The sequence below is a fragment of the Pseudomonas paraveronii genome (genome assembly GCF_963681955.1).
Classification (GTDB): Bacteria; Pseudomonadota; Gammaproteobacteria; order Pseudomonadales; family Pseudomonadaceae; genus Aquipseudomonas; species Aquipseudomonas paraveronii.
Map to the genome: position 1 here is coordinate 987141 of NZ_OY817130.1, position 22207 is coordinate 1009347.

The 22207-nt window shown below is 59.1% G+C and carries 23 protein-coding genes; 16 read left to right on the forward strand and 7 right to left on the reverse strand.

Features of this window, described 5'->3' with window-relative positions:
* Positions 1 to 15 precede the first annotated feature (15 nt).
* Positions 16 to 720 (reverse strand): SIMPL domain-containing protein, encoded by a 705-nt coding sequence (locus U5A08_RS04335; protein WP_321850490.1) that lies wholly within the window; start codon positions 718 to 720, stop codon positions 16 to 18.
* A gap of 204 nt (positions 721 to 924) precedes the next feature.
* On the opposite strand from U5A08_RS04335, the gene U5A08_RS04340 reads away from it, so the two are divergent.
* Both U5A08_RS04340 and U5A08_RS04345 read left to right on the forward strand, forming a co-directional pair.
* Positions 925 to 2187 carry an ATP-binding protein gene (locus U5A08_RS04340; protein ID WP_253393389.1) on the forward strand — a complete coding sequence of 421 codons (1263 nt, stop codon included), beginning with the start codon at positions 925 to 927 and terminating at the stop codon, positions 2185 to 2187.
* Positions 2180 to 2740, forward strand: a complete 561-nt coding sequence (locus U5A08_RS04345; RefSeq protein ID WP_004372278.1) for a response regulator transcription factor — start codon at positions 2180 to 2182, stop codon at positions 2738 to 2740. Before U5A08_RS04340 ends, U5A08_RS04345 begins: the two co-directional genes overlap by 8 nt.
* Positions 2741 to 2819: 79 nt before the next feature.
* On the opposite strand, the gene U5A08_RS04350 is transcribed toward U5A08_RS04345, so the two are convergent.
* The gene (locus tag U5A08_RS04350; protein ID WP_321850493.1) at positions 2820 to 5507 is read right to left on the reverse strand and encodes a dermonecrotic toxin domain-containing protein; all 2688 of its coding nucleotides are present in this window, start codon (positions 5505 to 5507) and stop codon (positions 2820 to 2822) included.
* Between the two features lie 280 nt (positions 5508 to 5787).
* Between U5A08_RS04350 and U5A08_RS04355 the strand changes: the two genes are divergently transcribed.
* Together U5A08_RS04355 and U5A08_RS04360 are read left to right on the forward strand one after the other, a co-directional pair.
* The gene (locus U5A08_RS04355; RefSeq protein ID WP_321850495.1) at positions 5788 to 7512 is read left to right on the forward strand and encodes an ABC transporter ATP-binding protein/permease; all 1725 of its coding nucleotides are present in this window, start codon (positions 5788 to 5790) and stop codon (positions 7510 to 7512) included.
* 60 nt (positions 7513 to 7572) lie between these two features.
* Positions 7573 to 7704 (forward strand): hypothetical protein, encoded by a 132-nt coding sequence (locus tag U5A08_RS04360; protein ID WP_276196507.1) that lies wholly within the window; start codon positions 7573 to 7575, stop codon positions 7702 to 7704.
* Positions 7705 to 7710: 6 nt separating this feature from the next.
* Here U5A08_RS04360 and U5A08_RS04365 read toward each other — a convergent pair whose 3' ends face one another.
* Entirely contained in the window at positions 7711 to 8148 is a 438-nt protein-coding gene (locus U5A08_RS04365; protein ID WP_247395497.1) for a Z-ring associated ZapG family protein, read from the reverse strand.
* Between the two features lie 147 nt (positions 8149 to 8295).
* On the opposite strand from U5A08_RS04365, the gene U5A08_RS04370 reads away from it, so the two are divergent.
* The 3 genes from U5A08_RS04370 to zapE all read left to right on the forward strand — a co-directional run bounded on the left by U5A08_RS04370 (position 8296) and on the right by zapE (position 11479).
* On the forward strand, positions 8296 to 8925 hold the full coding sequence (locus U5A08_RS04370) for an alpha/beta hydrolase (protein ID WP_247395537.1): 630 nt from the start codon (positions 8296 to 8298) through the stop codon (positions 8923 to 8925).
* Positions 8926 to 8949: 24 nt separating this feature from the next.
* Positions 8950 to 10305 (forward strand): tryptophan--tRNA ligase, encoded by a 1356-nt coding sequence (locus tag U5A08_RS04375; protein WP_321850499.1) that lies wholly within the window; start codon positions 8950 to 8952, stop codon positions 10303 to 10305.
* Positions 10306 to 10384: 79 nt separating this feature from the next.
* Positions 10385 to 11479 carry a cell division protein ZapE gene (gene zapE / locus U5A08_RS04380; protein WP_253393393.1) on the forward strand — a complete coding sequence of 365 codons (1095 nt, stop codon included), beginning with the start codon at positions 10385 to 10387 and terminating at the stop codon, positions 11477 to 11479.
* A 129-nt stretch (positions 11480 to 11608) separates the two neighbouring features.
* On the opposite strand, the gene U5A08_RS04385 is transcribed toward zapE, so the two are convergent.
* Positions 11609 to 12529 carry a GlxA family transcriptional regulator gene (locus U5A08_RS04385; RefSeq protein WP_253400340.1) on the reverse strand — a complete coding sequence of 307 codons (921 nt, stop codon included), beginning with the start codon at positions 12527 to 12529 and terminating at the stop codon, positions 11609 to 11611.
* A 219-nt stretch (positions 12530 to 12748) separates the two neighbouring features.
* On the opposite strand from U5A08_RS04385, the gene U5A08_RS04390 reads away from it, so the two are divergent.
* Positions 12749 to 13885 carry an acyl-CoA dehydrogenase family protein gene (locus U5A08_RS04390; protein WP_253393394.1) on the forward strand — a complete coding sequence of 379 codons (1137 nt, stop codon included), beginning with the start codon at positions 12749 to 12751 and terminating at the stop codon, positions 13883 to 13885.
* A gap of 216 nt (positions 13886 to 14101) precedes the next feature.
* Here the strand turns inward: U5A08_RS04390 and U5A08_RS04395 are convergent, their stop codons facing one another.
* Complete coding sequence (locus tag U5A08_RS04395) at positions 14102 to 15142, reverse strand: NADP(H)-dependent aldo-keto reductase (protein WP_321850501.1); 1041 nt, start codon at positions 15140 to 15142, stop codon at positions 14102 to 14104.
* Between the two features lie 248 nt (positions 15143 to 15390).
* On the opposite strand from U5A08_RS04395, the gene rplM reads away from it, so the two are divergent.
* The 8 genes from rplM to U5A08_RS04435 all read left to right on the forward strand — a co-directional run bounded on the left by rplM (position 15391) and on the right by U5A08_RS04435 (position 21185).
* Positions 15391 to 15819 carry a 50S ribosomal protein L13 gene (gene rplM, locus U5A08_RS04400; RefSeq protein ID WP_010568039.1) on the forward strand — a complete coding sequence of 143 codons (429 nt, stop codon included), beginning with the start codon at positions 15391 to 15393 and terminating at the stop codon, positions 15817 to 15819.
* Between the two features lie 14 nt (positions 15820 to 15833).
* Positions 15834 to 16226 (forward strand): 30S ribosomal protein S9, encoded by a 393-nt coding sequence (gene rpsI, locus U5A08_RS04405; protein WP_003216038.1) that lies wholly within the window; start codon positions 15834 to 15836, stop codon positions 16224 to 16226.
* 266 nt (positions 16227 to 16492) lie between these two features.
* Complete coding sequence (gene petA / locus U5A08_RS04410) at positions 16493 to 17086, forward strand: ubiquinol-cytochrome c reductase iron-sulfur subunit (protein ID WP_247395492.1); 594 nt, start codon at positions 16493 to 16495, stop codon at positions 17084 to 17086.
* A complete protein-coding gene (locus U5A08_RS04415) occupies positions 17086 to 18297 on the forward strand; it encodes a cytochrome b (RefSeq protein WP_017845421.1) in 1212 nt (403 codons plus the stop codon). Before petA ends, U5A08_RS04415 begins: the two co-directional genes overlap by 1 nt.
* A complete protein-coding gene (locus tag U5A08_RS04420; protein WP_253393396.1) occupies positions 18297 to 19076 on the forward strand; it encodes a cytochrome c1 in 780 nt (259 codons plus the stop codon). Before U5A08_RS04415 ends, U5A08_RS04420 begins: the two co-directional genes overlap by 1 nt.
* Before the next feature lie 146 nt (positions 19077 to 19222).
* Positions 19223 to 19840, forward strand: coding sequence for a glutathione S-transferase N-terminal domain-containing protein (locus tag U5A08_RS04425; RefSeq protein WP_247395490.1), 618 nt, complete (start codon positions 19223 to 19225; stop codon positions 19838 to 19840).
* A gap of 17 nt (positions 19841 to 19857) precedes the next feature.
* Positions 19858 to 20277, forward strand: coding sequence for a ClpXP protease specificity-enhancing factor (locus tag U5A08_RS04430; protein ID WP_247395489.1), 420 nt, complete (start codon positions 19858 to 19860; stop codon positions 20275 to 20277).
* A gap of 158 nt (positions 20278 to 20435) precedes the next feature.
* Positions 20436 to 21185 carry a FadR/GntR family transcriptional regulator gene (locus U5A08_RS04435; RefSeq protein ID WP_253393397.1) on the forward strand — a complete coding sequence of 250 codons (750 nt, stop codon included), beginning with the start codon at positions 20436 to 20438 and terminating at the stop codon, positions 21183 to 21185.
* Here U5A08_RS04435 and U5A08_RS04440 read toward each other — a convergent pair.
* Together U5A08_RS04440 and U5A08_RS04445 are read right to left on the reverse strand one after the other, a co-directional pair.
* Positions 21182 to 21376, reverse strand: coding sequence for a hypothetical protein (locus U5A08_RS04440; RefSeq protein ID WP_253393398.1), 195 nt, complete (start codon positions 21374 to 21376; stop codon positions 21182 to 21184). The two genes, U5A08_RS04435 and U5A08_RS04440, sit on opposite strands and share 4 nt — an antisense overlap.
* Before the next feature lie 116 nt (positions 21377 to 21492).
* Positions 21493 to 21855 carry a hypothetical protein gene (locus tag U5A08_RS04445; RefSeq protein ID WP_253393399.1) on the reverse strand — a complete coding sequence of 121 codons (363 nt, stop codon included), beginning with the start codon at positions 21853 to 21855 and terminating at the stop codon, positions 21493 to 21495.
* Positions 21856 to 22207 lie beyond the last annotated feature (352 nt).

The following is a 22207-nucleotide window of genomic DNA, read 5'->3' on the forward strand; positions in this document are numbered from 1 at the left end:
GGGTTCGTGGGAGGGTTATTGAAGCACTTCGATGACCCCGTCCGCCGACATACTGACCTGGCTGGTGCCCGCTTCCACTTCCGGCGTCGAATCCATCTCTGCGGCTTTCATCATCATGGCGCCGCGCGCATAAGGCTGTGGATAACCATTGGTGTTGAAGTTCAGGTTGACGATCTTGTAACCCTTGCCGCCCAACGCATCGGTGGCCAGTTGCGCACGCGCCTTGAACGCGCTGACGGCGTCCTTGAGCAGCGCATCCTCGCTGGCCTTGCGGGTCGGGTTGGCGATGGCGAAGTCCATGCTGTTCATCTTCAGGTTGGTCAGCATTTCGCCAGTGAGCTTGGACAGAGCGGCAAAGTCCGAGCTTTCCATGCGCAGTTCGGCACGTTCGCGCCAGCCGGTGATTTTCTGGTTCTTGTTGTCGTAGATCGGGTAGCTGTTGCGGCTACCCTGGCGCAGGGTCACGCTTTTGACTTCGCGAGCCTGGGCCAGGGCCTTGTTCATGGTGGTGGTGATTTCCGCGTCGAGCTTGCCCGGGTCGGTGTTTTGGGATTCGGTGTAGAGGGTGACGATCATCTGGTCGCGGGCCACTTCCTGGCTGACCTCGGCCCGCAGGGAAATCTGGTTGTAATGCAGCTCATCGGCGGCGACGGCCGGAAGGCTGGCCAGGACCCCGGCGCTGAGGGTGAGAACGGCAGCATTGCGAATGAAACGGGACATGGAAGCTCCTTGGGATGTTCGTGTCGATATGACTGTAGACGGTGGTGTCGGGTTCTTCGGGTTTACACATTCGCTACACATTGTCGTGGCGCCGACGAACGGTAATTTACCGCGCCTGCGTCAAAGAGCCACACACGCCGTGTCAGCGTGTCTGCTTCGTTTATACTCCTGCCGATCCGCCTGCAGCGCTCACCGGGAGAGCTCATGCTCGCCGTCGTAAAACTGACTTCCGCCACCCGCCAGAACCTCTGGCGCCTGACGTTCATTCGCACCCTGGTGCTGGCCGCGCAGGCCGGTTCGGTCGGGCTTGCCTATTGGTTCGACCTGCTGCCGCTGCCATGGCTGCAACTGAGCGTGACCCTGGGCTTTTCCACCGTGCTGTGTGTGTTTACCGCCATCCGGTTGCGCACTACCTGGCCGGTGACCGAGCTGGAGTACGCCCTGCAGTTGGCCTGCGACCTGTTTATCCACAGTGTGTTGCTGTATTTCTCCGGCGGTTCCACCAATCCGTTTGTTTCGTATTACCTGGTGCCCCTGACCATCGCGGCCGTGACCTTGCCGTGGCGCTACTCGGTGGTGCTTTCCGGCATCGCCCTGACCCTTTACACCTTGTTGTTGGCGCAGTTCTACCCGTTGCAGACGTTCCCCATCGCCCGGGAAAACCTGCAGATCTACGGGATGTGGCTGAGCTTCGCGCTGTCCGCTGCGGTCATCACCTTTTTTGCCGCCCGTATGGCCGAAGAACTGCGCCGCCAGGAAGAGTTGCGTGCCATTCGCCGCGAAGAGGGCCTGCGCGACCAGCAACTGCTGGCCGTCGCCACCCAGGCCGCCGGTGCGGCCCATGAGTTGGGCACACCCCTGGCGACCATGAGCGTACTGCTCAACGAAATGACCCAGGACCATCACGACCCGGCGCTGCAAGAAGATCTCGGCGTGCTGCGCGAACAGGTCAAGCAGTGCAAGCAAACCTTGCAGCAACTGGTGCGCGCCGCCGAAGCCAATCGCCGCCTGGCGGTGGAGATGCAGGACGTGACCCAGTGGCTCGATGAAGCCCTGAACCGCTGGCACCTGATGCGCCCCGAAGCCAGTTACCGTTTCCACCTGCTGGGGCAGGGCAACGTGCCGCGCATGGCGCCGCCGCCGGACCTGACCCAGGCCCTGCTCAACCTGCTGAACAATGCCGCCGATGCCTGCCCCGAAGGCCTCGAAGTGCAGTTGGACTGGAATACCGAAGACCTGACCATCAGCATTCGCGACCACGGCGCCGGCGTGCCGCTGGCCATCGCCGAGCAGATCGGCAAACCGTTCTTTACCACCAAGGGCAAAGGCTTCGGCCTCGGCCTGTTTTTGAGCAAGGCCAGCGTGACCCGCGCGGGCGGCTCAGTGAAGCTCTATAGTCATGAGGAAGGCGGCACGCTCACTGAGCTGCGCCTACCCCGTGTCGCACGAGGAGATATCGATGAGTGACGAGATCCAAGTCGAAGGCGAAGAACTGCCGCACCTGTTGCTGGTAGATGATGACGCTACCTTTACCCGCGTCATGGCGCGTGCCATGAGCCGTCGCGGTTTCCGCGTCAGCACGGCAGGTTCCGCAGAAGAAGGCCTGAGCATCGCCCAGGCCGACTTGCCGGACTACGCCGCGCTCGACTTGAAAATGGACGGCGACTCCGGCCTGGTGCTGCTGCCCAAGCTGCTCGAACTCGATCCGGAAATGCGCGTGGTAATCCTCACCGGTTATTCCAGCATCGCCACCGCCGTCGAAGCCATCAAGCGCGGCGCCTGCAACTACCTGTGCAAACCGGCGGACGCCGACGACGTGCTGGCCGCCTTGCTCTCCGAGCATGCCGACCTCGACACCCTGGTGCCGGAAAACCCGATGTCGGTGGACCGCCTGCAGTGGGAACACATCCAGCGCGTGCTGACCGAGCACGAAGGCAACATCTCCGCTACCGCCCGCGCCCTGGGCATGCACCGTCGCACCCTGCAACGCAAGTTGCAAAAACGCCCGGTACGGCGCTGAGCGCTGTCGGATCGATGTCCCTTAGGGGCGGCCGGCTCAGCTGGCTGCGCCCGATCCTGTCGATGAGCGCAATGGCGGCTCAAAACGGCCGGGCGACAGTGCCGTCGAACAGGTTGTAGCGCAGCTTCGGTGTTTTTGTCGGAGCGTCAAGGTAGACATACAACACACCATCGAGTTCTTTCGCCGCGCGGACTTCCAACGATGTATTCGGCTCGACGGCGATATGGTCAGGCAGTGTATCGGTGGACAGGTTTTTCTTCGGAATCGACTCGTCGAACACATAAATAACCGGTTGCTTGTTTTGGGTCGGCAAGGTTTTTTTGGCCCAGGTTTCCCATTCCTTCGCGTTGAACGGCTGGGTGGAGGCCGACTGAACACCCGCGTCTCTGAACACCTTACCCACACCGGCTTTTAGTGTGTCAGCGCCTCGCGAAGTGACGAACGCATAGCGGTAGCCCTTACCGCTGTAGTCGGCTTGTGCATCGAGGTCCGCCAGGAACCCTTGGGTGTTGGACGAGTATTTGCTCGGGTCCTTCGGGCTGCGCAGTTCGCTGTTTATTTCATCCGATCCGGCTTCGGTATATTCCTCGATGCTCGCATAGTTCTCGGCCTTGGACGCCCGGATCAAGCGTGTCATCTCATCGAGGGCGCGCTCGCGCTCTTCAGGGGACAATACGCGCTTATCTTTGTTTATATTGTCGATAGCGTCCTGGAGTTGTCTTTTGGCGGAAGGTCCGTTGCGTCCCCATGGGAGTGATATGCCTCCCGCTCCATTGTTCTGTACCCAATCGCCGTGCGCGGTGGAATGTACGGTCATCACCGGCTTTCTGGAGACAGGATCGATGATCTCAACGTAATCATCGCTCAACTTGAAGTTGGCTTTGATTTCATACGTTCTTTCGACAGCGGTACTGTCGGTGTACCGGATAAACCATCGGTCGATGTGGTTCGCGTCGGTGAGCTGATAAATATTTTTCGCGTTGCCTGGGGCGCGTCCGATGAGTTGTTCGCCATCGGCAACGGCATAGGCGCTGATATTGCTCGACTCGCCAGGGCGCAAGCGATTGGCGGCTTCGGGCGTGTCCTGCGGCGTTGGGGTTTCGATTTCGCGGGCGGTTTCTGCCGGAATGGGCGCATCGAGGCTTTCCACGCCTTTGCTCAGCTTCGAGGCCGCGCCGGCGATCCCCGGTGCGGCATTGAGTACGCCAAACACGATTCGGTCGGTCCCGCTCGACTTGCCGTGGGTCAGATCGTCAATGCCGATACCGGCCTCTGTCAGACCCGCTCCCACGTAAATGACATCCAGTGCCAAGCCAACCTCCGGCATTACAAACGCCAGGGGCGTCATCATCAGTGCTGCCGCCGTTGCAGTCTCGGCCAGTTTGAGCACTGCGGCTTTGGTGACGTCGCCGTCGGTGGTGATGTCGTGATCGGCGTCGGCATACGCGCGTTCTTTCTGACGTTGGGTGATGGTCTGGAATGGGTCGCCGGCGACCGCCTCCAGGGTGATGTAACGTTGCGGGTCCCACGCACTGAACGAGGTGAAACCCAGGGCGTTGGGCGTTTGTGACGCTGTCCAGCCTCCCAGGCCTTTCAGGGAGTGCGCCACGCCATCGAAAAAAAACGTGTCGTCCTGATCGTTTTTCTTGAAATGCGTGACTAAGGCGGCTCGCTTGACCGGGTCTGCCGCCTGATCCGCCACCCATGTCTTCATGGCTTCAGGGCTGTCGAACCGATGGATCGGTGACGAGTTGCCGGGGATATGCAGCAGGGTGGTGTGTATTTTCTGACCGTTGGTATCACGTCGGGGTTGCTTGTCGATGACGTACATCAGGTCAGAGGAAGTGTTGCCGGTGACAGACAGCAGGCCAACTTCAAGGCTTGGGTCGTTGGCATAGGCCGCTTGCAGGTTTGCTACGTGCGTCTCCAGCCAGGGTTTGCCCGGCGGCAGCCCCGTTGCCCGCATGACCAACCGGGCATCTTCTTCGCTCAGGCTGCCCTCCTGGGTTTGTGTATAGGCCGCCTGGGCAAACGCTATCTTGCTCAGTTGTTTATAGCGGTGTTCGTTGGCTGCCCAAAAGTTATCCAGATACGTTTTGTACGGCGCAACCAGTGGTGTGTTCCAGACAAGGTCGCGGAACTGTTGCGGGGTGAGCGGGACGCTCGACGATAAATCCGGCGTGGCTGGCTTCGCGTGGGGCGTGCCGTGGACTACATATTCGAACGCCGGGGCGGGGTAGAGGGTTTGTCTGATTGCGCGATACAGCTGCAAGTGGTTGAGGCTATGCGTCAGTTGAAAGAGTTTTTTCAGTTCGGGAAGTGCCAGTTCGATATCGCTGTCTGCGTTGGGCGTGTCATCTTTTGTGTTGAGAGCACGCATGTTGCTCAGCGCGGCGTGGGTCAGGCTGATTTTGTTAAGGATCTTGCCGTATCGAGGCGTCGGTTTGGACGTGTCGTAGTTGGTGGTCACGATATAAGTCGTGTCGGGGTCGACCGTCAGGTTGAATTGTTTATGCAGCGCTTGTGCAATTATTTTTGAAGTTTCCTGGGCGGGCGTCAGCAGGGTCCGGGTATTGTTTTTTATATAGTGTTCGACGTCCTGGCTGTTGTGAGGGGCGGCCACCGTCGTATAAAACTCAGTGGGCCTGCCCGGTGAAGCGAGTGCCAAGTGTTGTGCCTCGACGGGTTGTTCTTGAGTGGTGGGGCCTTCAATGCGTGGCGAGGAGGGAGGGAGCCGAACGAATTGTACGGAAGTGAGTGCTGGCATGTTTTTTCATCGCTCTCGATAGCCGTCCTGGCTGTTTGATTAGTTGAGAGCACGTTGGTGGGTTTGTAATTTCCAGTTCCGAATGATGTATGTCGTGCATTGTCGGTCGGGTCAGGCACGTGCATGGCTGCGCGGTGGCAACGTTTTTGATCCCGCCGAAAAACTGGCGCGTGGATACTGAACGCTGACTGAACAAGCGACTCAGCCTCTATGGGGCCTTGAACCGATGCTCTATGATCGGTTCAAACGCGTGTCACCTATTTCCTATCGAGCCTGAACGATGAACCAGAACGCTGAGTATTCCGCGGTCAACGACGCGGTGCGTGGGCACTTTTTTCGCCGCACCTGGGCGATGATCACGCCCTATTGGCGCAGTGAAGAAAAGGGCAAGGCATGGTTGCTGTTGTTGGCGGTGATTGGTTTGTCGCTGTTCAGCGTCGCGATCTCCGTGTGGATCAACCACTGGTACAAGGATTTCTACAACGCCCTGGAACATAAAGACACAGCGGCCTTCTGGCAACTGATCGGCTATTTCGGCGGTATCGCTGCGGTGGCAATCCTCGGTGCGGTTTATCGCTTGTACCTGACCCAGATGCTGACCATCCGTTGGCGGGCCTGGTTGACCGAAAAATACTTTGCGCGCTGGCTCAGCGACAAAAACTACTACCAACTGGAGCAGGGCGGTTATACCGATAACCCGGACCAGCGGATCTCCGAAGACCTCAATAACTTCACCTCCAGCAGTTTGAGCCTCGGCCTGGGCCTGCTGCGTAATGTGGTCAGCCTGGTGTCGTTTTCGATCATCCTGTGGGGCGTGTCGGGCAGCATCGAAGTGTTCGGTATCACCATCCCCGGCTACATGTTCTGGTGTGCTTTGCTTTATGCCGCCGTGGGCAGTTGGCTGACGCACCTGATCGGGCGTCGCTTGATCGGGCTGAGCAATCAACAACAACGCTTCGAGGCGGATTTGCGCTTCTCGATGGTCCGGGTGCGCGAGAATGCCGAGAGCATCGCCTTGTACAACGGCGAGCCCAACGAAAATCGCCGTTTGAGCCAACGCTTCGGCCGGGTCTGGCATAACTTCTGGGACATCATGAAAGTGTCCAAGCGCCTGACCTTCTTCACCGCCGGCTACAGCCAGATCGCAATCATCTTCCCGTTCATCGTCGCCGCGCCGCGCTACTTCACCGGCAAGATCGAGCTGGGCGAGCTGATGCAAATCAACTCGGCGTTCGGCAACGTCCAGGAGAACTTCAGCTGGTTTATCAGCGCTTACACGGAGCTGGCCAGTTGGCGTGCGACCAGTGATCGTCTACTGAGTTTCCAGCAGGCCATGAGCGATAACGAGCAGCGCCCCGCAGCCATCGACGTGCGCCCGGAAGGCGAGCGCCTGGTGGTAGAGAAGCTCGGCATGGATCTGGCCGATGGCCGCCACTTGCTCGCCGGCGCCGACATGGTCGTCGAGCCGGGCCAGCGCCTGATGCTCAGCGGGCGTTCCGGCAGCGGTAAAAGTACGTTGCTGCGTGCCATGGGCCAACTGTGGCCGGCGGGCCATGGCAGCATTCGCCTGCCGGCGGCGCGTTACCTGTTCTTGCCGCAGAAGCCGTATCTGCCGATTGGCACGTTGAAGGCCGTGTTGAGTTATCCACAGGACGACGGCGTGTACCTGGACGAACGTTATGCACAGGTCCTGCAAACCTGCCGTTTGCCGCACTTGGTCGCTCGGCTGGAGGAAGCCAACCACTGGCAACGCATGCTCTCGCCGGGCGAGCAGCAGCGCCTGGCGTTTGCCCGCGCGCTGCTATTCGCGCCGCAGTGGCTGTACATGGACGAAGCGACCTCGGCCATGGACGAAGAGGATGAGGCGACGTTGTACCAGGCGTTGATCGACGAACTGCCGGGGCTGAGCATCGTCAGCGTCGGCCATCGCAGCAGCCTCAAGCGCTTCCATGGGCGGCATGTGCGGATCGAAAGCGGTCGCCTGCAAGAACAACCCGTCTCCTGAGGCCGGACTCGGTCAGTGTGGGAGGGAGCTTGCTCCCGATAGCAGTGTGTCAGTCAGCCTATGTATCAACTGATCCGCCGCTATCGGGAGCAAGCCCCCTCCCACAATGGCATCCCCGCTGGTCTGGAGATTGAGGCCCAACAAAAAGCCCGGCTGATCATCGATCAGCCGGGCTTTTTTTACAGCGCCTGAAAAGACTTACTTCTTCAAGCCGTAATGCTCATCCAGCATGCCTGGGGCGTTCGGCGTTTTTGGCGCGTAGTCCCGTGGCGGCTCCTGGTTTTCCCGTGGCGGGGTCAGGCGATCCCGTGGGGTTTGCGGTGCATCGGAATGCAGCGCGGCCAGCAGGCGCTGACGGGTGATGTCGTCGAGCGCCAGGCGGTTGGCGCCATCGGCGAGGTGATCCTGTACTTCCTGGTAGCTCTGGGTGAGCTTCTTGACCAGGGTCGCGGTGCTGTTGAAGTGGGTAACAACCTCGTTCTGATAACTGTCAAAACGTTCCTGAATGTCATCCAACTGACGCTGCGTGCGGTTAGGCGCGGCATTCGGCAGCAAGCGAGCAACCAGGAATCCAATGGCGACACCGGCAACCAGGGCAAGAGTCGGCAACAACCAAACTAAGAGCGAGTGTTCCACGAGTCCTTCCTCTATAAACGGCTTTGCTTTACGTTAACGGCTCGGACCTGCGCTGTATACCGCGATTAAGCTCGCAATGATGCCATGCACAGACTTTTAGCTAGACGAGTCGACCCTTTGAGAGGTCACGGAGTTCATTCCTTGCTCATGCGTGAAACCCCTGTTTTGATCGATGGCCCGGTAGGCCAATTGGAAGCCCTGTACCTCGATAACCCCGAACCACGTGGGCTGGCGCTGATCTGCCATCCGAATCCGGTGCAGGGTGGGACGATGCTCAATAAAGTCGTTTCGACCCTGCAACGCACCGCGCGCGATGCCGGTTTGATCACGCTGCGTTTCAATTACCGTGGCGTCGGTGCCAGCGCTGGCACCCATGATATGGCCAGCGGTGAAGTGGACGATGCCGAAGCGGCCGCCACCTGGCTGCGCAAAAAACACCCCGACCTGCCCATCACCTTGCTCGGTTTTTCCTTTGGTGGCTATGTTGCCGCCAGCCTCGGCGGCCGTCTGGAAGCCAAGGGCGAAAAGCTCGCGCACCTGTTCATGGTCGCCGCTGCGGTGATGCGTCTGGGCGATACCGACGTGCTGCCCCAGAACTGCCCGCTGACCCTGATCCAGCCGGAAACCGACGAAGTCGTCGACCCGCAACGGGTCTATGACTGGTCCGCCGCCCTGAAACGCCCCCATGAGCTGCTGAAAGTGGCAGAATGCGGACACTTTTTTCATGGCAAGCTGACCGATCTGAAGGATCTGGTGCTGCCGCGCCTCTCGAATTGATAGCAGTCTGATAAGCGATTACCCATGACGACTCGTACCCGTATCCTCACCGGCATCACCACCACCGGCACGCCGCACCTGGGCAACTACGCCGGGGCGATCCGCCCGGCGATCCTGGCCAGTCAGGACGCCAATGCCGACTCCTTCTACTTCCTGGCCGACTACCACGCCCTGATCAAGTGCGATGACCCGCAGCGCATCCAGCGCTCGCGCATGGAAATCGCCGCGACCTGGCTGGCCGGTGGCCTGGATGTGAATCGGGTGACGTTCTATCGCCAGTCCGACATCCCCGAGATCCCCGAGCTGACCTGGCTGCTGACTTGCGTCGCCGCCAAGGGCCTGCTCAACCGCGCCCATGCCTACAAGGCGTCGGTGGACAAGAACGTGGAAAACGGCGAAGACCCGGATGCCGGCATCACCATGGGCCTGTACAGCTACCCGGTGCTGATGGCAGCGGACATTTTGATGTTCAACGCGCACAAGGTGCCGGTGGGTCGCGACCAGATCCAGCACGTGGAAATGGCCCGCGACATCGGCCAGCGCTTCAACCACCTGTTCGGCAACGGTAAAGAATTCTTCACCATGCCCGAGGCGTTGATCGAAGAAAGCGTCGCCACCTTGCCGGGCCTGGACGGTCGCAAGATGTCGAAGAGCTACGACAACACCATCCCGTTGTTCAGCAGCGCCAAGGACATGAAAGACGCGATCTCGCGGATCGTCACCGACTCCCGCGCGCCCGGTGAAGCCAAGGACCCGGACAATTCGCACCTGTTCACCCTGTACCAGGCGTTTGCCAGCAAGGCCCAGGAACAGGAATTCCGCGCCGAGTTGTTGCAAGGCCTGGGCTGGGGCGAGGCGAAGAACCGTCTGTTCCAACTGCTGGACGGGCAACTGGGTGAAGCCCGCGAGCGCTATCACCAATTGATGTCGCGCCCGGCGGACATGGAAGACCTGCTGCTGATCGGCGCCAAGAAAGCCCGCGCCGTGGCCGCGCCGTTCCTCGCCGAACTGCGTGAGGCGGTGGGCCTGCGTTCGTTCGTCAACCAGGCTGCAGCGCCAGTCAGCACCAAGAAAAAGGCCGCCAAAGCTGCGCGCTTCGTGAGCTTTCGCGAAGACGACGGCAGCTTCCGCTTCCGCCTGTTGGCGGCCGATGGCGAGCAACTGCTGTTGTCGCGCAATTTTGCCGACGGCAAAGCGGCTGGCGCGGTGACCAAGCAATTGCAAAGCGGCGCCGCGCTGGACGTGCGCACTGAAGCCCTGAGCTTCAGTGTATGGCTGGACGCCGCCGCAGTGGCCGACAGCGCTACGTTCGCCGATGCCGCGTCGCGTGATGCCGCCATTGAAGCCCTGCGCGTCGCGTTGACCCCCCTCGAGGATTAACCCGACCAAGGGTTGATTGCCATTATCCGGGGCCGTCGTTACAGTGACGGCCCGTTTTTGTTGCCTTGCTAACGAAATTATGACGCCCCTAGAACGATATCAAGCTGATCTGAAACGCCCTGAATTCTTCCACGATGCGGCCCAGGAAACGGCGGTGCGTCATTTGCAACGCCTGTACGAAGACCTGGTCGCGGCCTCGCAGAGCAAACCCGGGGTGTTCGGCAAGTTGTTTGGCAAGAAAGGCTACACGCCGGTCAAGGGCCTGTATTTCTGGGGCGGCGTCGGTCGCGGCAAGACCTACCTGGTGGACACCTTCTTCGAAGCGCTGCCGTTCAAGGAAAAGGTCCGCACGCACTTCCACCGCTTCATGAAGCGCGTCCACGAAGAGATGAAAACCCTGCCGGGCGAGAAAAACCCGCTGACCATCATCGCCAAGCGGTTCTCCGCAGAAGCGCGGGTGATCTGTTTCGATGAGTTCTTCGTCTCCGACATCACCGACGCCATGATCCTCGGCACCCTGATGGAAGAGCTGTTCAAGAATGGCGTGACCCTGGTTGCCACCTCGAACATCGTGCCCGATGGCCTGTACAAGGATGGCCTGCAACGCGCGCGCTTCCTGCCGGCCATTGCGCTGATCAAGCAGAACACCGAGATCGTCAACGTCGACAGTGGCGTCGATTACCGCCTGCGGCACCTGGAGCAAGCGGAGTTGTTCCACTTCCCGCTCAACGACGCGGCGCAAGAAAGCCTGCGCAAAAGCTTCCGCGCCCTCACGCCGGAATGTACCCAGGCGGTGGAAAACGACAAGTTGATCATCGAAAACCGCGAAATCATCGCCTTGCGCACCTGCGATGACGTGGCGTGGTTCGACTTCCGTGAACTGTGCGACGGCCCGCGCAGCCAGAACGACTACATCGAACTGGGCAAGATCTTCCACGCCGTGATCCTCAGTGGCGTGGAGCAGATGAGCGTCACCACCGACGACATCGCGCGCCGCTTTATCAACATGGTCGACGAGTTCTATGACCGCAACGTCAAGTTGATCATCTCGGCGGAAGTCGAGCTCAAGGACCTCTACACCGGCGGTCGCTTGAACTTCGAATTCCAGCGCACCCTGAGCCGCTTGCTGGAAATGCAATCCCACGAGTTCCTGTCGCGGGCGCACAAGCCCTAAGCATGACGCAGTAAAAAGTGTGGGAGGGGGCTTGCCCCCGATAGCGGTGTATCAGTGCCAGATGTACTGACTGATACACGGCTATCGGGAGCAAGCTCCCTCCCACATTTGGTCCTAGTACAGCCCTGATTACGCGGCTTGCTGGAACTGCTGGCGGTACTGGTTCGGCGATAGCTCGGTGTGCTGCCTGAACAGCCGCGCAAAGAAGCTCGCATCGTCGTAGCCCACCTCATAACTGATGGTCTTGATGCTCTTGCGGCTGCCCGAAAGCAGTCCTTTTGCCGTCTCGATCCGCAGCCGTTGCAGGTAATGCAGCGGTTTGTCGCCGGTGGCGGTCTGGAAGCGGCGCATGAAGTTGCGGATGCTCATGCCGTGTTCCCGGGCGACGTCCTCGAAGCGGAACTTGTCGGCGAAATGCTCTTCGAGCCAGTGTTGGATTTGCAGGATGATCACGTCCTGGTGCAGCTTCTGCCCACCGAAACCGATCCGTCCCGGCGAATAGCTACGCTGCACTTCGTAAAGAATGTCGCGGGCCACGGCCTGGGCGATATTGGCGCCGCAGAAGCGTTCGATCAAATAAATGTAGAGGTCGCAGGCGGAGGTGGTACCGCCGGCGCAGTACAGGTTGTCGGCGTCGGTGAGGTGCTTGTCCTGGTTAAGTTGGACCTTGGGGAAGCGCTCGCTGAAAGCATTGAAGAAGCGCCAGTAGGTCGTCGCCTCCTTCCCATCGAGCAGCCCGGCTTCGGCCAGCCAGAACACCCCGTTGGCTACGCCGCAGACTACGGCGCCGCGGGCGTGCTGTTCACGCAGCCACGGCAGCACTTGCGGGTAACGCGTACACAGGGCGTCGAAGTCATCCCAGAAAGCCGGTAGCACGATGATGTCGGCGTCTTCCAGCCCGCCGTCCATCGGTATGATCACGTCACTGAAGCTGTGCGCCGATTGCCCGTCGGGGCTGACCAGGCGGGTTTCGAACGCGGGGGTCAGGCCCAGGCCTTGTTGTTTGCCGTAACGCAGGCTGGCGAGATGGAAGAAATCCTTGGCTTGCATGAGGGTGGACGCGAACACCCGATCAATGGCCAAAATGCTGACGCGCCGCAGGGGCGTGGAGATTTGGTTAGACATAATTTCATTTATTCTTATAGGGGAAAGTGGTCACCAGACGGCTGGATCGTCTTATTTTTTGTCGCATGTGTCCAGTGTCCCGTGACGTCGTCGGGGCATAGGCTCTGTGGTTAGTCTTTGTCCGACAATCCACGCAGGTGACCCATGATCCCCAGAACCTTGTTCAGCCCGGAACACGAGCTCTTCCGCCAAAGCGTGCGCACCTTCCTTGAAAAAGATGCCGCGCCGTTCCATGCGCAATGGGAGAAGCAGGGCTATATCGACCGCGCGCTGTGGAACAAAGCCGGCGAGGCGGGGATGTTGTGTTCCCATCTGCCGGAGGAGTACGGCGGCCTGGGCGCGGACTTTCTCTACAGCGCGGTGGTGATCGAAGAAATCAGCCGCCTGGGCCTGACCGGCATCGGTTTCTCCCTGCATTCGGACATTGTCGCGCCGTACATCCTGCATTACGGCAGTGAGGCGTTGAAGCACAAATACCTGCCCCAATTGATCTCCGGCGAGAAGGTCACGGCCATCGCCATGACCGAGCCGGGCGCCGGTTCCGACCTGCAAGGGGTCAAGACCACTGCGGTGCTGGACGGCGATGAGTATGTGATCAACGGCTCCAAGACCTTCATCACCAACGGCTTTCTCGCCGATCTGGTGATCGTGGTCGCCAAGACCGACCCCAAGGCCGGCGCCAAGGGCACCAGCCTGTTCCTGGTGGAGGCCGCCACGCCGGGCTTCGACAAGGGCAAGCGCCTGGAGAAAGTTGGCATGAAGGCCCAGGACACCTCTGAGTTGTTCTTCCAGGATGTCCGTGTACCCAAGGAAAACCTGCTGGGCCAGGCGGGCATGGGCTTTGCTTATTTGATGCAGGAGTTGCCCCAGGAGCGCCTGACCGTGGCGATTGGTGCGCTGTCGTCAGCCGAAGCGGCGTTGCAATGGACGCTCGACTACACCCGTGAGCGCAAGGCGTTTGGCAAGGCGATTGCCGATTTCCAGAACACCCGCTTCAAATTGGCGGAGATGGCCACCGAGATCCAGATCGGCCGCGTGTTCGTCGACAAATGCCTGGCGTTGCACCTGGAGGGCAAGCTCGACGTGCCCACCGCCGCGATGGCCAAGTACTGGGCCACGGACCTGCAATGCAAGGTGCTCGACGAGTGCGTGCAATTGCATGGCGGCTACGGCTTCATGTGGGAATACCCGATCGCCCGCGCCTGGGCGGATGCGCGGGTGCAGCGGATTTATGCGGGGACCAACGAGATCATGAAGGAGATTATTGCGCGGGCGCTTTGATTTCGGTGGTGTGGCTGAGGGCCTCATCGGGGGCAAGCCCCCTCCCACACTTAGACTTGTTAACTCGGTCAACTGTGGGAGGGGGCAAGCCCCCTTCCACACTTAGACTTGTGAGCTCGGTCAACTGTGGGGGGGCAAGCCCCCTTCCACACTTAGACTTGTGAGCTCGGTCAACTGTGGGAGGGGGCTTGCCCCCGATAGCGGTCTAGAGATCAATCAAGGTGCTGGATTAGGATGATCCTTCTGAATCGCCTCAATCCCCTCCAGCACCTCTTTCGACAGTTTCAGGTCAGCGCTGGCAAGGTTGCTGTCCAGTTGCTCAAGCGTCGTCGCACCAATGATGTTGCTGGTCACGAACGGCTGCTGCGTAACGAACGCCAACGCCATCTGCGCCGGGTCCAGGCCGTGTTCGCGGGCCAGTGCCACATAACGGCTGCACGCCGCTTCCGACTGCGGGTTGAAGTAGCGGCTGAAGCGGCTGTATTCCGTCAGGCGGGCTTTTGCCGGGCGTGCGCCGCCTTCGTATTTGCCGCTGAGCATGCCGAACGCCAGGGGCGAATAAGCCAGCAAGCCACACTGTTCGCGAATCGCGATTTCCGCCAGGCCCACTTCAAAGCTGCGGTTGAGCAGGTTGTAGGGGTTCTGGATCGACACTGCGCGGGTCCAGCCACGGGCTTCGGCCAGGGCGAGGAATTTCATGGTGCCCCATGGTGTTTCGTTGGACAGGCCGATGTGGCGGATCTTGCCGGCCTTCACTTGCGCGTCGAGCGCTTCGAGGGTTTCCTCCAGCGGCGTCAGGTCGTCTTCGTCCTTGTGCTTGTAGCCCAACTGGCCGAAGAAGTTGGTGCTGCGCTCCGGCCAATGCAACTGGTAGAGGTCGATCCAGTCGGTCTGCAGGCGCTTGAGGCTGGCATCCAGGGCGTCGACGATGTGCTTGTGGTTGTGGCGCGGGTGGCCGCCGCGGATGTAATCGATGGTATTGCCGGGGCCGGCGATCTTGCTGGCGAGAATCCAGTCGGCCCGGTCGCCGTGGCTTTTGAAGTAATTACCGATGTAACGCTCGGTGGTGGCATAGGTATCGGCCTTGGGCGGCACCGGATACATTTCTGCCGTGTCGAGGAAGTTGATCCCCGCGGCCTTGGCCCGTTCGATCTGTGCGAAGGCCTCTGCCTCGCTGTTCTGCTCGCCCCAGGTCATGGTGCCCAAGGCTATCGCGCTTACGTTCAGATCGGTACGGCCCAGCTGTCGATAATCCATCGGATGCTCCTTTGGGGAAAACAATCATAAAAGCAGGTTGAATTTTTTTTCGCAATCTGCATAATTGCCCACCTCTTTCTGCAGTGGAAGTGATGCGCCGCCTGCCGAAGAATCTTGCCGTTGAACGGACGCGCCGACCCGAGCCCCCGATAGCGTCTGTATCCGGCTGCCTTTGACTTGTCAAAGTACGCACTATTCAGTAAGATCCGCCGTCTAATTTACAGGGCGGCCCCTGAGGCTATTAAAGAATGACAACTTTTACTGCAAAACCGGAAACAGTTCAGCGCGACTGGTTTGTCGTCGACGCCGCTGGTCAGACTCTGGGTCGTCTGGCCACTGAAGTCGCCAGCCGTCTGCGTGGCAAGCACAAGCCTGAATACACCCCTCACGTTGACACCGGTGACTACATCGTGATCATCAACGCTGAGCAGGTACGTGTTACCGGCAACAAAGCGCAAGACAAAATGTACTACCGTCACTCCGGTTTCCCAGGCGGCATCAAGTCTTCTAATTTCGAAGGTCTGATCGCCAAGAAGCCTGAGGCCCCGATTGAAATCGCGGTTAAAGGCATGCTGCCGAAGGGCCCACTGGGTCGCGATATGTTTCGCAAGCTGAAAGTCTATGCGGGCGCTGCTCACCCTCATGCTGCTCAGCAGCCCCAAGAACTGAAGTTTTAACGGAATAGTTCATTATGTCGGCGACTCAAAATTACGGCACTGGCCGTCGCAAAACCGCAACCGCACGCGTTTTCCTGCGTCCGGGCACTGGTAACATCTCGATCAACAACCGCACTCTGGAAAATTTCTTCGGCCGCGAAACTGCCCGCATGGTAGTTCGTCAGCCGCTGGAACTGACCGAGACCGTTGAAAAGTTCGACATCTACGTCACCGTTATCGGTGGCGGTGTAAGTGGTCAAGCTGGCGCAATCCGCCACGGTATCACTCGCGCTCTGATGCAGTACGACGAAACCCTGCGTGGCGCTCTGCGCAAAGCTGGCTTCGTGACTCGTGATGCCCGTGAAGTTGAACGTAAGAAAGTCGGTCTGCGTAAAGCGCGTAAGCGTCCGCAGTACTCGAAGCGTTAATTCGCTTTACGTTCCACAAAAACGCCCAGCCTCCTCACGGAGCTGGGCGTTTTTTATTGCCTGCGATTTATGTATAAATTTCGGCGTGACAACTTGCCACAGCCGTAGACCCCCTATACTACAAGGCTTGGAGCTAGAGCTCCGGGTAATTCCCTTGTCAGGGGTGGGGCTTTTCATTACCATTCGGCAAAATTTTTATAAGTTCAGATTTAATACTTAGTAGACGCCTGATTTAACAGGCCAAAAAGCTGATGGGAGAGGACTGAATGAGCAATGACGGCGTGAATGCAGGCCGGCGTCGCTTCTTGGTAGCAGCCACATCCGTGGTGGGTGCTGCAGGAGCGGTGGGGGCTGCGGTCCCGTTCGTGGGGTCATGGTTTCCCAGTGCCAAGGCGAAAGCCGCAGGTGCACCGGTGAAAGTGAATATTGGCAAGATTGAGCCAGGCCAGCAGATGATTGCTGAGTGGCGCGGTCAGCCGGTCTTCATTGTTCGTCGAACGGAGGAAATCCTGGGAAATCTGAAAAAGATCGAAGGCCAGTTGTCTGACCCAAAATCTGAGTTTTCCGACCAACCCGCCTACGCCAAAAACGAAGCACGTTCGATCAAGCCAGAGATTCTGCTGCTGGTCGGTCTGTGTACCCACTTGGGATGCTCACCTACTTTCCGCCCCGAAGTGGCGCCAGTCGACCTGGGCAAGGATTGGGTCGGCGGCTATTTCTGCCCCTGCCACGGTTCGCACTACGACCTGGCCGGCCGCGTCTACAAATCGCAACCTGCTCCACTGAACCTGCCCGTGCCTCCGCATAACTACGAATCTGACGACATCATTGTCATTGGCCTCGATAAGGAGAACGCGTGATGAGTAAGTTCATGGATTGGGTCGATGCGCGCTTCCCCGCCACCAAAATGTGGGAAGACCATCTCAGCAAGTATTACGCGCCAAAAAACTTCAACTTCTTCTACTTCTTCGGCTCCCTGGCACTGCTGGTGCTGGTCAATCAGATCGTCACCGGCGTCTGGCTGACCATGAGCTACACCCCGTCGGCGGAGGAGGCGTTCGCTTCCGTCGAATACATCATGCGTGACGTCGAGTACGGCTCGATCCTGCGCCTGCTGCACTCCACCGGCGCCTCGGCGTTCTTCATCGTGGTCTACCTGCATATGTTCCGTGGTTTGCTCTACGGTTCGTACCAGAAGCCGCGTGAGCTGGTGTGGGTGTTCGGCATGCTGATCTACCTGGCGCTGATGGCTGAAGCCTTCATGGGCTACCTGCTGCCTTGGGGCCAGATGTCGTACTGGGGCGCCCAGGTGATCATCTCGCTGTTCGGCGCGATCCCGGTGATCGGCAACGACCTGACCCAGTGGATTCGTGGTGACTACCTGATTTCGGGCATCACCCTGAACCGCTTCTTCGCCTTGCACGTGGTGGCCTTGCCGATCGTGATTCTCGGTTTGGTGGTGCTGCACATCCTGGCGCTGCACGAAGTGGGTTCGAACAACCCCGATGGTGTGGACATCAAGAAGCACAAGGACGAGAACGGCATCCCGCTGGATGGCATTCCGTTCCACCCGTACTACACCGTAAAAGATATTGTCGGTGTCGTCGTGTTCCTGTTCGTGTTCTGCTCGATCGTGTTCTTTTTCCCGGAGATGGGTGGTTATTTCCTGGAAAAACCTAACTTTGAGCAGGCCAACGCCTTCAAGACGCCTGTGCATATTGCCCCGGTCTGGTACTTCACGCCGTTCTACGCGATCTTGCGGGCGATCCCCGACAAGCTCATGGGCGTGATCGCCATGGGCGCGGCCATCGCGGTGCTGTTCGTGCTGCCGTGGCTCGACCGAAGCCCGGTCAAGTCCATGCGCTACAAGGGCTGGCTGAGCAAGATCTGGCTGTGGGTGTTCTGCATTGCGTTCGTGATCCTGGGTGTACTGGGTGTACTGGCGCCGACTCCTGAGCGCACGTTGCTGTCGCAGGTCTGCACCTTCCTGTACTTCGCCTACTTCATTCTGATGCCGTTCTATACCCGGCTTGAGAAGACCAAACCGGTTCCGGAAAGGGTGACTGGCTGATGAAAAAATTATTCGTTGCATTGATGCTTGCGGCGCTGCCGCTACTGTCCTTCGCTTCCGAGCAAGGCCCCGAGTTGGAAAAAGTCGCTATCGACGTGTCTGACAAAGCGGCCATGCAGGACGGCGCTCGCACGTTTGCCAACTATTGCATGGGTTGCCACAGCGCCAAGTTCCAGCGTTACGAGCGTGTTGCCGATGACCTGGGCATCCCGCACGAGGTGATGCTCGACAAGCTGGTGTTCACCGGCGCCAAGATTGGCGACCACATGAACATCGGCATGCAAACGGCGGACGCCAAGGCCTGGTTCGGCGCTGCGCCGCCCGACCTGACCCTGGTGGCGCGGGTTCGCGGCACCGATTGGCTCTACGGCTATCTGAAATCCTTCTATGAAGACCCTGCACGTCCATGGGGCGTGAACAACGTGGTGTTCCCGAACGTCGGTATGCCTAACGTTCTGGTCGGCCTGCAGGGCCGCCAAGTGATAGGATGCAAGCAGGTTCAGGTAGTCGATGGCGGCAAGAAGCAATTTGACCCGTTGACCGGCACGCCGCTGACACATGAAGCGTGCGATCAACTGACCATCGTGCCCAAGTCCGGCGCGCTGAACGAAGAGCAGTTCGACGAGAAGGTCAAGAATCTCGTGACCTTCCTGGCCTACTCGGCCAACCCGGTCAAACTGCAGCACCAGCGCATTGGTACGTATGTCTTGCTGTACCTGGCTTTCTTCTTCGTATTCGCTTATCTGCTCAAGCGCGAATACTGGAAGGATGTGCATTGATCCAACCGTAAGCAATTGCTGTTAATCTTGCGCGCCCAGCGGCATCTCTAACCCGTAGCGACCTGGTCATCAGGTACTACTGAGATGCTCTCTGGGCGCGCTCGTTTTTGAGCTTTCGATAATTTCAACAAGCGAGGAGGACCGCCATGGGCGTGACCAATCGGTTGGCCTGTTACTCCGACCCCGCCGACCACTATTCCCACCGAGTACGCATCGTGCTCGCAGAGAAGGGTGTCAGCGCCGAGATCATCAGTGTGGAGGTGGGTCGTCACCCGCCGAAACTGATCGAAGTGAACCCTTACGGCAGCTTGCCCACCCTGGTCGATCGTGACCTGGCGTTGTGGGAGTCAACCGTGGTGATGGAATATCTGGATGAGCGTTACCCGCATCCGCCTTTGCTGCCGGTGTACCCGGTGGCGCGTGCCAACAGCCGCCTGCTGATCCATCGGATTCAGCGCGACTGGTGTGGGCTGGTGGATTTGATTCTGGATTCGCGCAGCAAAGAGGCGGCCCGTGTCGTGGCGCGCAAGGAATTGCGCGAGAGCCTGACGGGTGTTTCGCCACTGTTCGCCGACAAGCCTTTTTTCCTCAGCGAGGAACAAAGCTTGGTGGATTGCTGCCTATTACCCATACTCTGGCGCTTGCCGATTTTGGGCATTGAACTGCCGCGGCCGGCCAAGCCGCTGCTTGATTACATGGAGCGCCAGTTTGCGCGTGAGGCTTTCCAGACGAGTCTGTCTGGTGTCGAGCGCGATATGCGCTAAGGCTTAAGGAGCCGTTGATGAACTCCAGTCGACCCTACCTGGTTCGCGCGCTCTATGAGTGGATTGTGGACAACGATTGCACCCCGCACATGCTGGTCAATTCCGAGTTTCCTGCGGTTCAGGTTCCGCAGGGTTTTGCCAGTGACGGGCAGATTGTGCTGAACGTATCGCCGAGTGCGGTGCGCCACCTGCACATGGACAACGAAGCCGTCAGCTTCGAAGGGCGTTTCGGCGGTGTGCCGCATACGCTGTACGTGCCGATTGGCGCCATCCTCGGGATTTACGCCCGGGAAAATGGTCAAGGCATGGTGTTCGATCTGGAGTCGCCTTTCGAGGATGACGACGCGATCGAAGGGGAAGACGACGATGAAGTGCCACCACCGGATACCGAGCCACCGCGTCCAAGCGGCCGGCCCAGTCTGAAAGTGGTGAAGTAAGCGGCTGTTGCCTTCGGGCGAGCCTGAAAAATGCCTCGGCGGTTGCCGGGGCATTTTTTTGCCTGGTCGTCGTAGATGAAAGACATGCCGGGGACGGTGATCGTACAACCGCCATGGGCTATGATGCGTGTTCAGTTCACCGAGAAAGATGACCCAACATGGAAAACACCAACACCGCCCCGCGTTTTCCCCGCAAGCGCCGCAGCCTTGCCCAGGAATTGGTCACGGTGTTGTCCGAGCAGATCCGCGACGGCCAACTCAAGCGTGGCGACAAATTGCCCACCGAATCGGCGATCATGGAGGCCCATGGCGTCAGCCGCACGGTGGTGCGTGAAGCCATCTCGCGCTTGCAGGCGGCGGGGCAGGTGGAAACCCGCCACGGTATCGGCACCTTTGTGTTGGATACGCCAAGCCCCAGCGGCTTTCGCATCGACCCGGCCACCGTCGTGACCCTGCGTGACGTGCTGGCGATCCTGGAACTGCGTATCAGCCTGGAAGTGGAGTCTGCGGGCCTGGCCGCGTTGCGCCGCAGCGACGAACAACTGGCCGGCATGCGAGCCGCCCTCGACGCCTTGAATGAAAGCGCCGCCCATGCTGGCGATGCGGTAGCGTCGGACTTCCAGTTCCACCTGCAGATTGCCCTGTCCACCGGCAACCGCTACTTCACCGACATCATGACGCACCTGGGCACCAGCATCATTCCGCGAACCCGCCTGAACTCGGCGCGCCTGGCCCATGACGACCAGCAGCACTACATGAAGCGCTTGAGCCGCGAACACGAAGAAATCTATGAAGCGATCGCGCGCCAGGATTCGGATGCGGCGCGGGCGGCGATGCGCTTGCATCTGACCAACAGTCGCGAGCGGCTGCGCCATGCTCACGAAGAAGCAGAGGCGCAGCGGGGTTAAGAGTAGATCTCGACCTCGAGCACCACATCGGTGATGGGTTCGTCAAGATCGAACGGGACGCTGAGAAAGCGGTTAATCACCTCGTATTGGGTATCGGCACCTTCAAATTTGAGAATATCTCCCTTGTAAATCACGCCATCGAAGGTGATCTGCTTTTTTTGGCCGTCCGGCATGTTGAGGTCGTATTTCATGGCCTTTACACCTCAGTGTTGGAAGTTGGCGTTCTGATTGATCCGCTTTGACCGTCATACGGAAACTGCCGTGAGCGGCGTGTTTTGTGCCCACGACGAGAGCGATGCAGCCTGCGTCACGGCAAGACTTTTATGCTGAGCGGCTCAGAATAGGATCTCCCCGATTCGCCGCTTATCGCGTATCGCACCTCCACCGTTTGGTTGATGAATGTCTTCAAGCTGTCGGAAGAAATATCGACCGTGAGATTTCGTTCTTTCACGTAGTCTTCCGTGTCGGGGTCGTACTGTCCGGCGTTCTTTTTCTTGCCTTCGGCTTCCGGGGACTCGGGGTCCGGTCCGACGATGATAGATACCTGAGCGCTTGCGGGAACCTCATTGAGTTCGGGGATGGAAAACTCTATTCGTGCGCCGCTTGCCAGGCTGACTTGAGCGGTGCTAGAAGAGGCGCCGCCGGCAAGGCTCGGGGCTTCAATGGTCATGATTGAGTGCTCCTTTGCACGGAAACCAGAGAGCCTGGCTCCTTTGCAGCGTTATCCCCTTCGTTGAGCATCGGCATAACTGTTAAAAATAACAGTCACGATAAACGGTACGGCTCACGCGGGCGTATTGGGTTTGTGATCCTTCAGCAGCAAGTCCGAACGCCCCCCCGCCAATCACTTGTCCAGTACTGGTCATTTACGTCCTTGTGTCGCCTTCAGATCCGGCACCTACAACCGCGCCTTGAGGGTGGCCAAGGCCCGCACGGCACAGGTGCGCCGCATCCAGTGTGCTGATGGCCGATGAATTGCAGTTGACGAAATATTTTATAGTTGTACGATGACGTATGACATA

Coding starts and splice junctions, on each gene's coding strand:
- U5A08_RS04335 (WP_321850490.1), bottom strand. CDS start 720: ATGTCCCGTTTCATTCGCAATGCTGCCGTTCTCACCCTCAGCGCCGGG.
- U5A08_RS04340 (WP_253393389.1), top strand. CDS start 925: ATGCTCGCCGTCGTAAAACTGACTTCCGCCACCCGCCAGAACCTCTGG.
- U5A08_RS04345 (WP_004372278.1), top strand. CDS start 2,180: ATGAGTGACGAGATCCAAGTCGAAGGCGAAGAACTGCCGCACCTGTTG.
- U5A08_RS04350 (WP_321850493.1), bottom strand. CDS start 5,507: ATGCCAGCACTCACTTCCGTACAATTCGTTCGGCTCCCTCCCTCCTCG.
- U5A08_RS04355 (WP_321850495.1), top strand. CDS start 5,788: ATGAACCAGAACGCTGAGTATTCCGCGGTCAACGACGCGGTGCGTGGG.
- U5A08_RS04360 (WP_276196507.1), top strand. CDS start 7,573: ATGTATCAACTGATCCGCCGCTATCGGGAGCAAGCCCCCTCCCACAAT.
- U5A08_RS04370 (WP_247395537.1), top strand. CDS start 8,296: ATGCGTGAAACCCCTGTTTTGATCGATGGCCCGGTAGGCCAATTGGAA.
- U5A08_RS04375 (WP_321850499.1), top strand. CDS start 8,950: ATGACGACTCGTACCCGTATCCTCACCGGCATCACCACCACCGGCACG.
- zapE (WP_253393393.1), top strand. CDS start 10,385: ATGACGCCCCTAGAACGATATCAAGCTGATCTGAAACGCCCTGAATTC.
- U5A08_RS04385 (WP_253400340.1), bottom strand. CDS start 12,529: ATGCAAGCCAAGGATTTCTTCCATCTCGCCAGCCTGCGTTACGGCAAA.
- U5A08_RS04390 (WP_253393394.1), top strand. CDS start 12,749: ATGATCCCCAGAACCTTGTTCAGCCCGGAACACGAGCTCTTCCGCCAA.
- U5A08_RS04395 (WP_321850501.1), bottom strand. CDS start 15,142: ATGGATTATCGACAGCTGGGCCGTACCGATCTGAACGTAAGCGCGATA.
- rplM (WP_010568039.1), top strand. CDS start 15,391: ATGACAACTTTTACTGCAAAACCGGAAACAGTTCAGCGCGACTGGTTT.
- rpsI (WP_003216038.1), top strand. CDS start 15,834: ATGTCGGCGACTCAAAATTACGGCACTGGCCGTCGCAAAACCGCAACC.
- petA (WP_247395492.1), top strand. CDS start 16,493: ATGAGCAATGACGGCGTGAATGCAGGCCGGCGTCGCTTCTTGGTAGCA.
- U5A08_RS04415 (WP_017845421.1), top strand. CDS start 17,086: ATGAGTAAGTTCATGGATTGGGTCGATGCGCGCTTCCCCGCCACCAAA.
- U5A08_RS04420 (WP_253393396.1), top strand. CDS start 18,297: ATGAAAAAATTATTCGTTGCATTGATGCTTGCGGCGCTGCCGCTACTG.
- U5A08_RS04425 (WP_247395490.1), top strand. CDS start 19,223: ATGGGCGTGACCAATCGGTTGGCCTGTTACTCCGACCCCGCCGACCAC.
- U5A08_RS04430 (WP_247395489.1), top strand. CDS start 19,858: ATGAACTCCAGTCGACCCTACCTGGTTCGCGCGCTCTATGAGTGGATT.
- U5A08_RS04435 (WP_253393397.1), top strand. CDS start 20,436: ATGGAAAACACCAACACCGCCCCGCGTTTTCCCCGCAAGCGCCGCAGC.
- U5A08_RS04440 (WP_253393398.1), bottom strand. CDS start 21,376: ATGAAATACGACCTCAACATGCCGGACGGCCAAAAAAAGCAGATCACC.
- U5A08_RS04445 (WP_253393399.1), bottom strand. CDS start 21,855: ATGACCATTGAAGCCCCGAGCCTTGCCGGCGGCGCCTCTTCTAGCACC.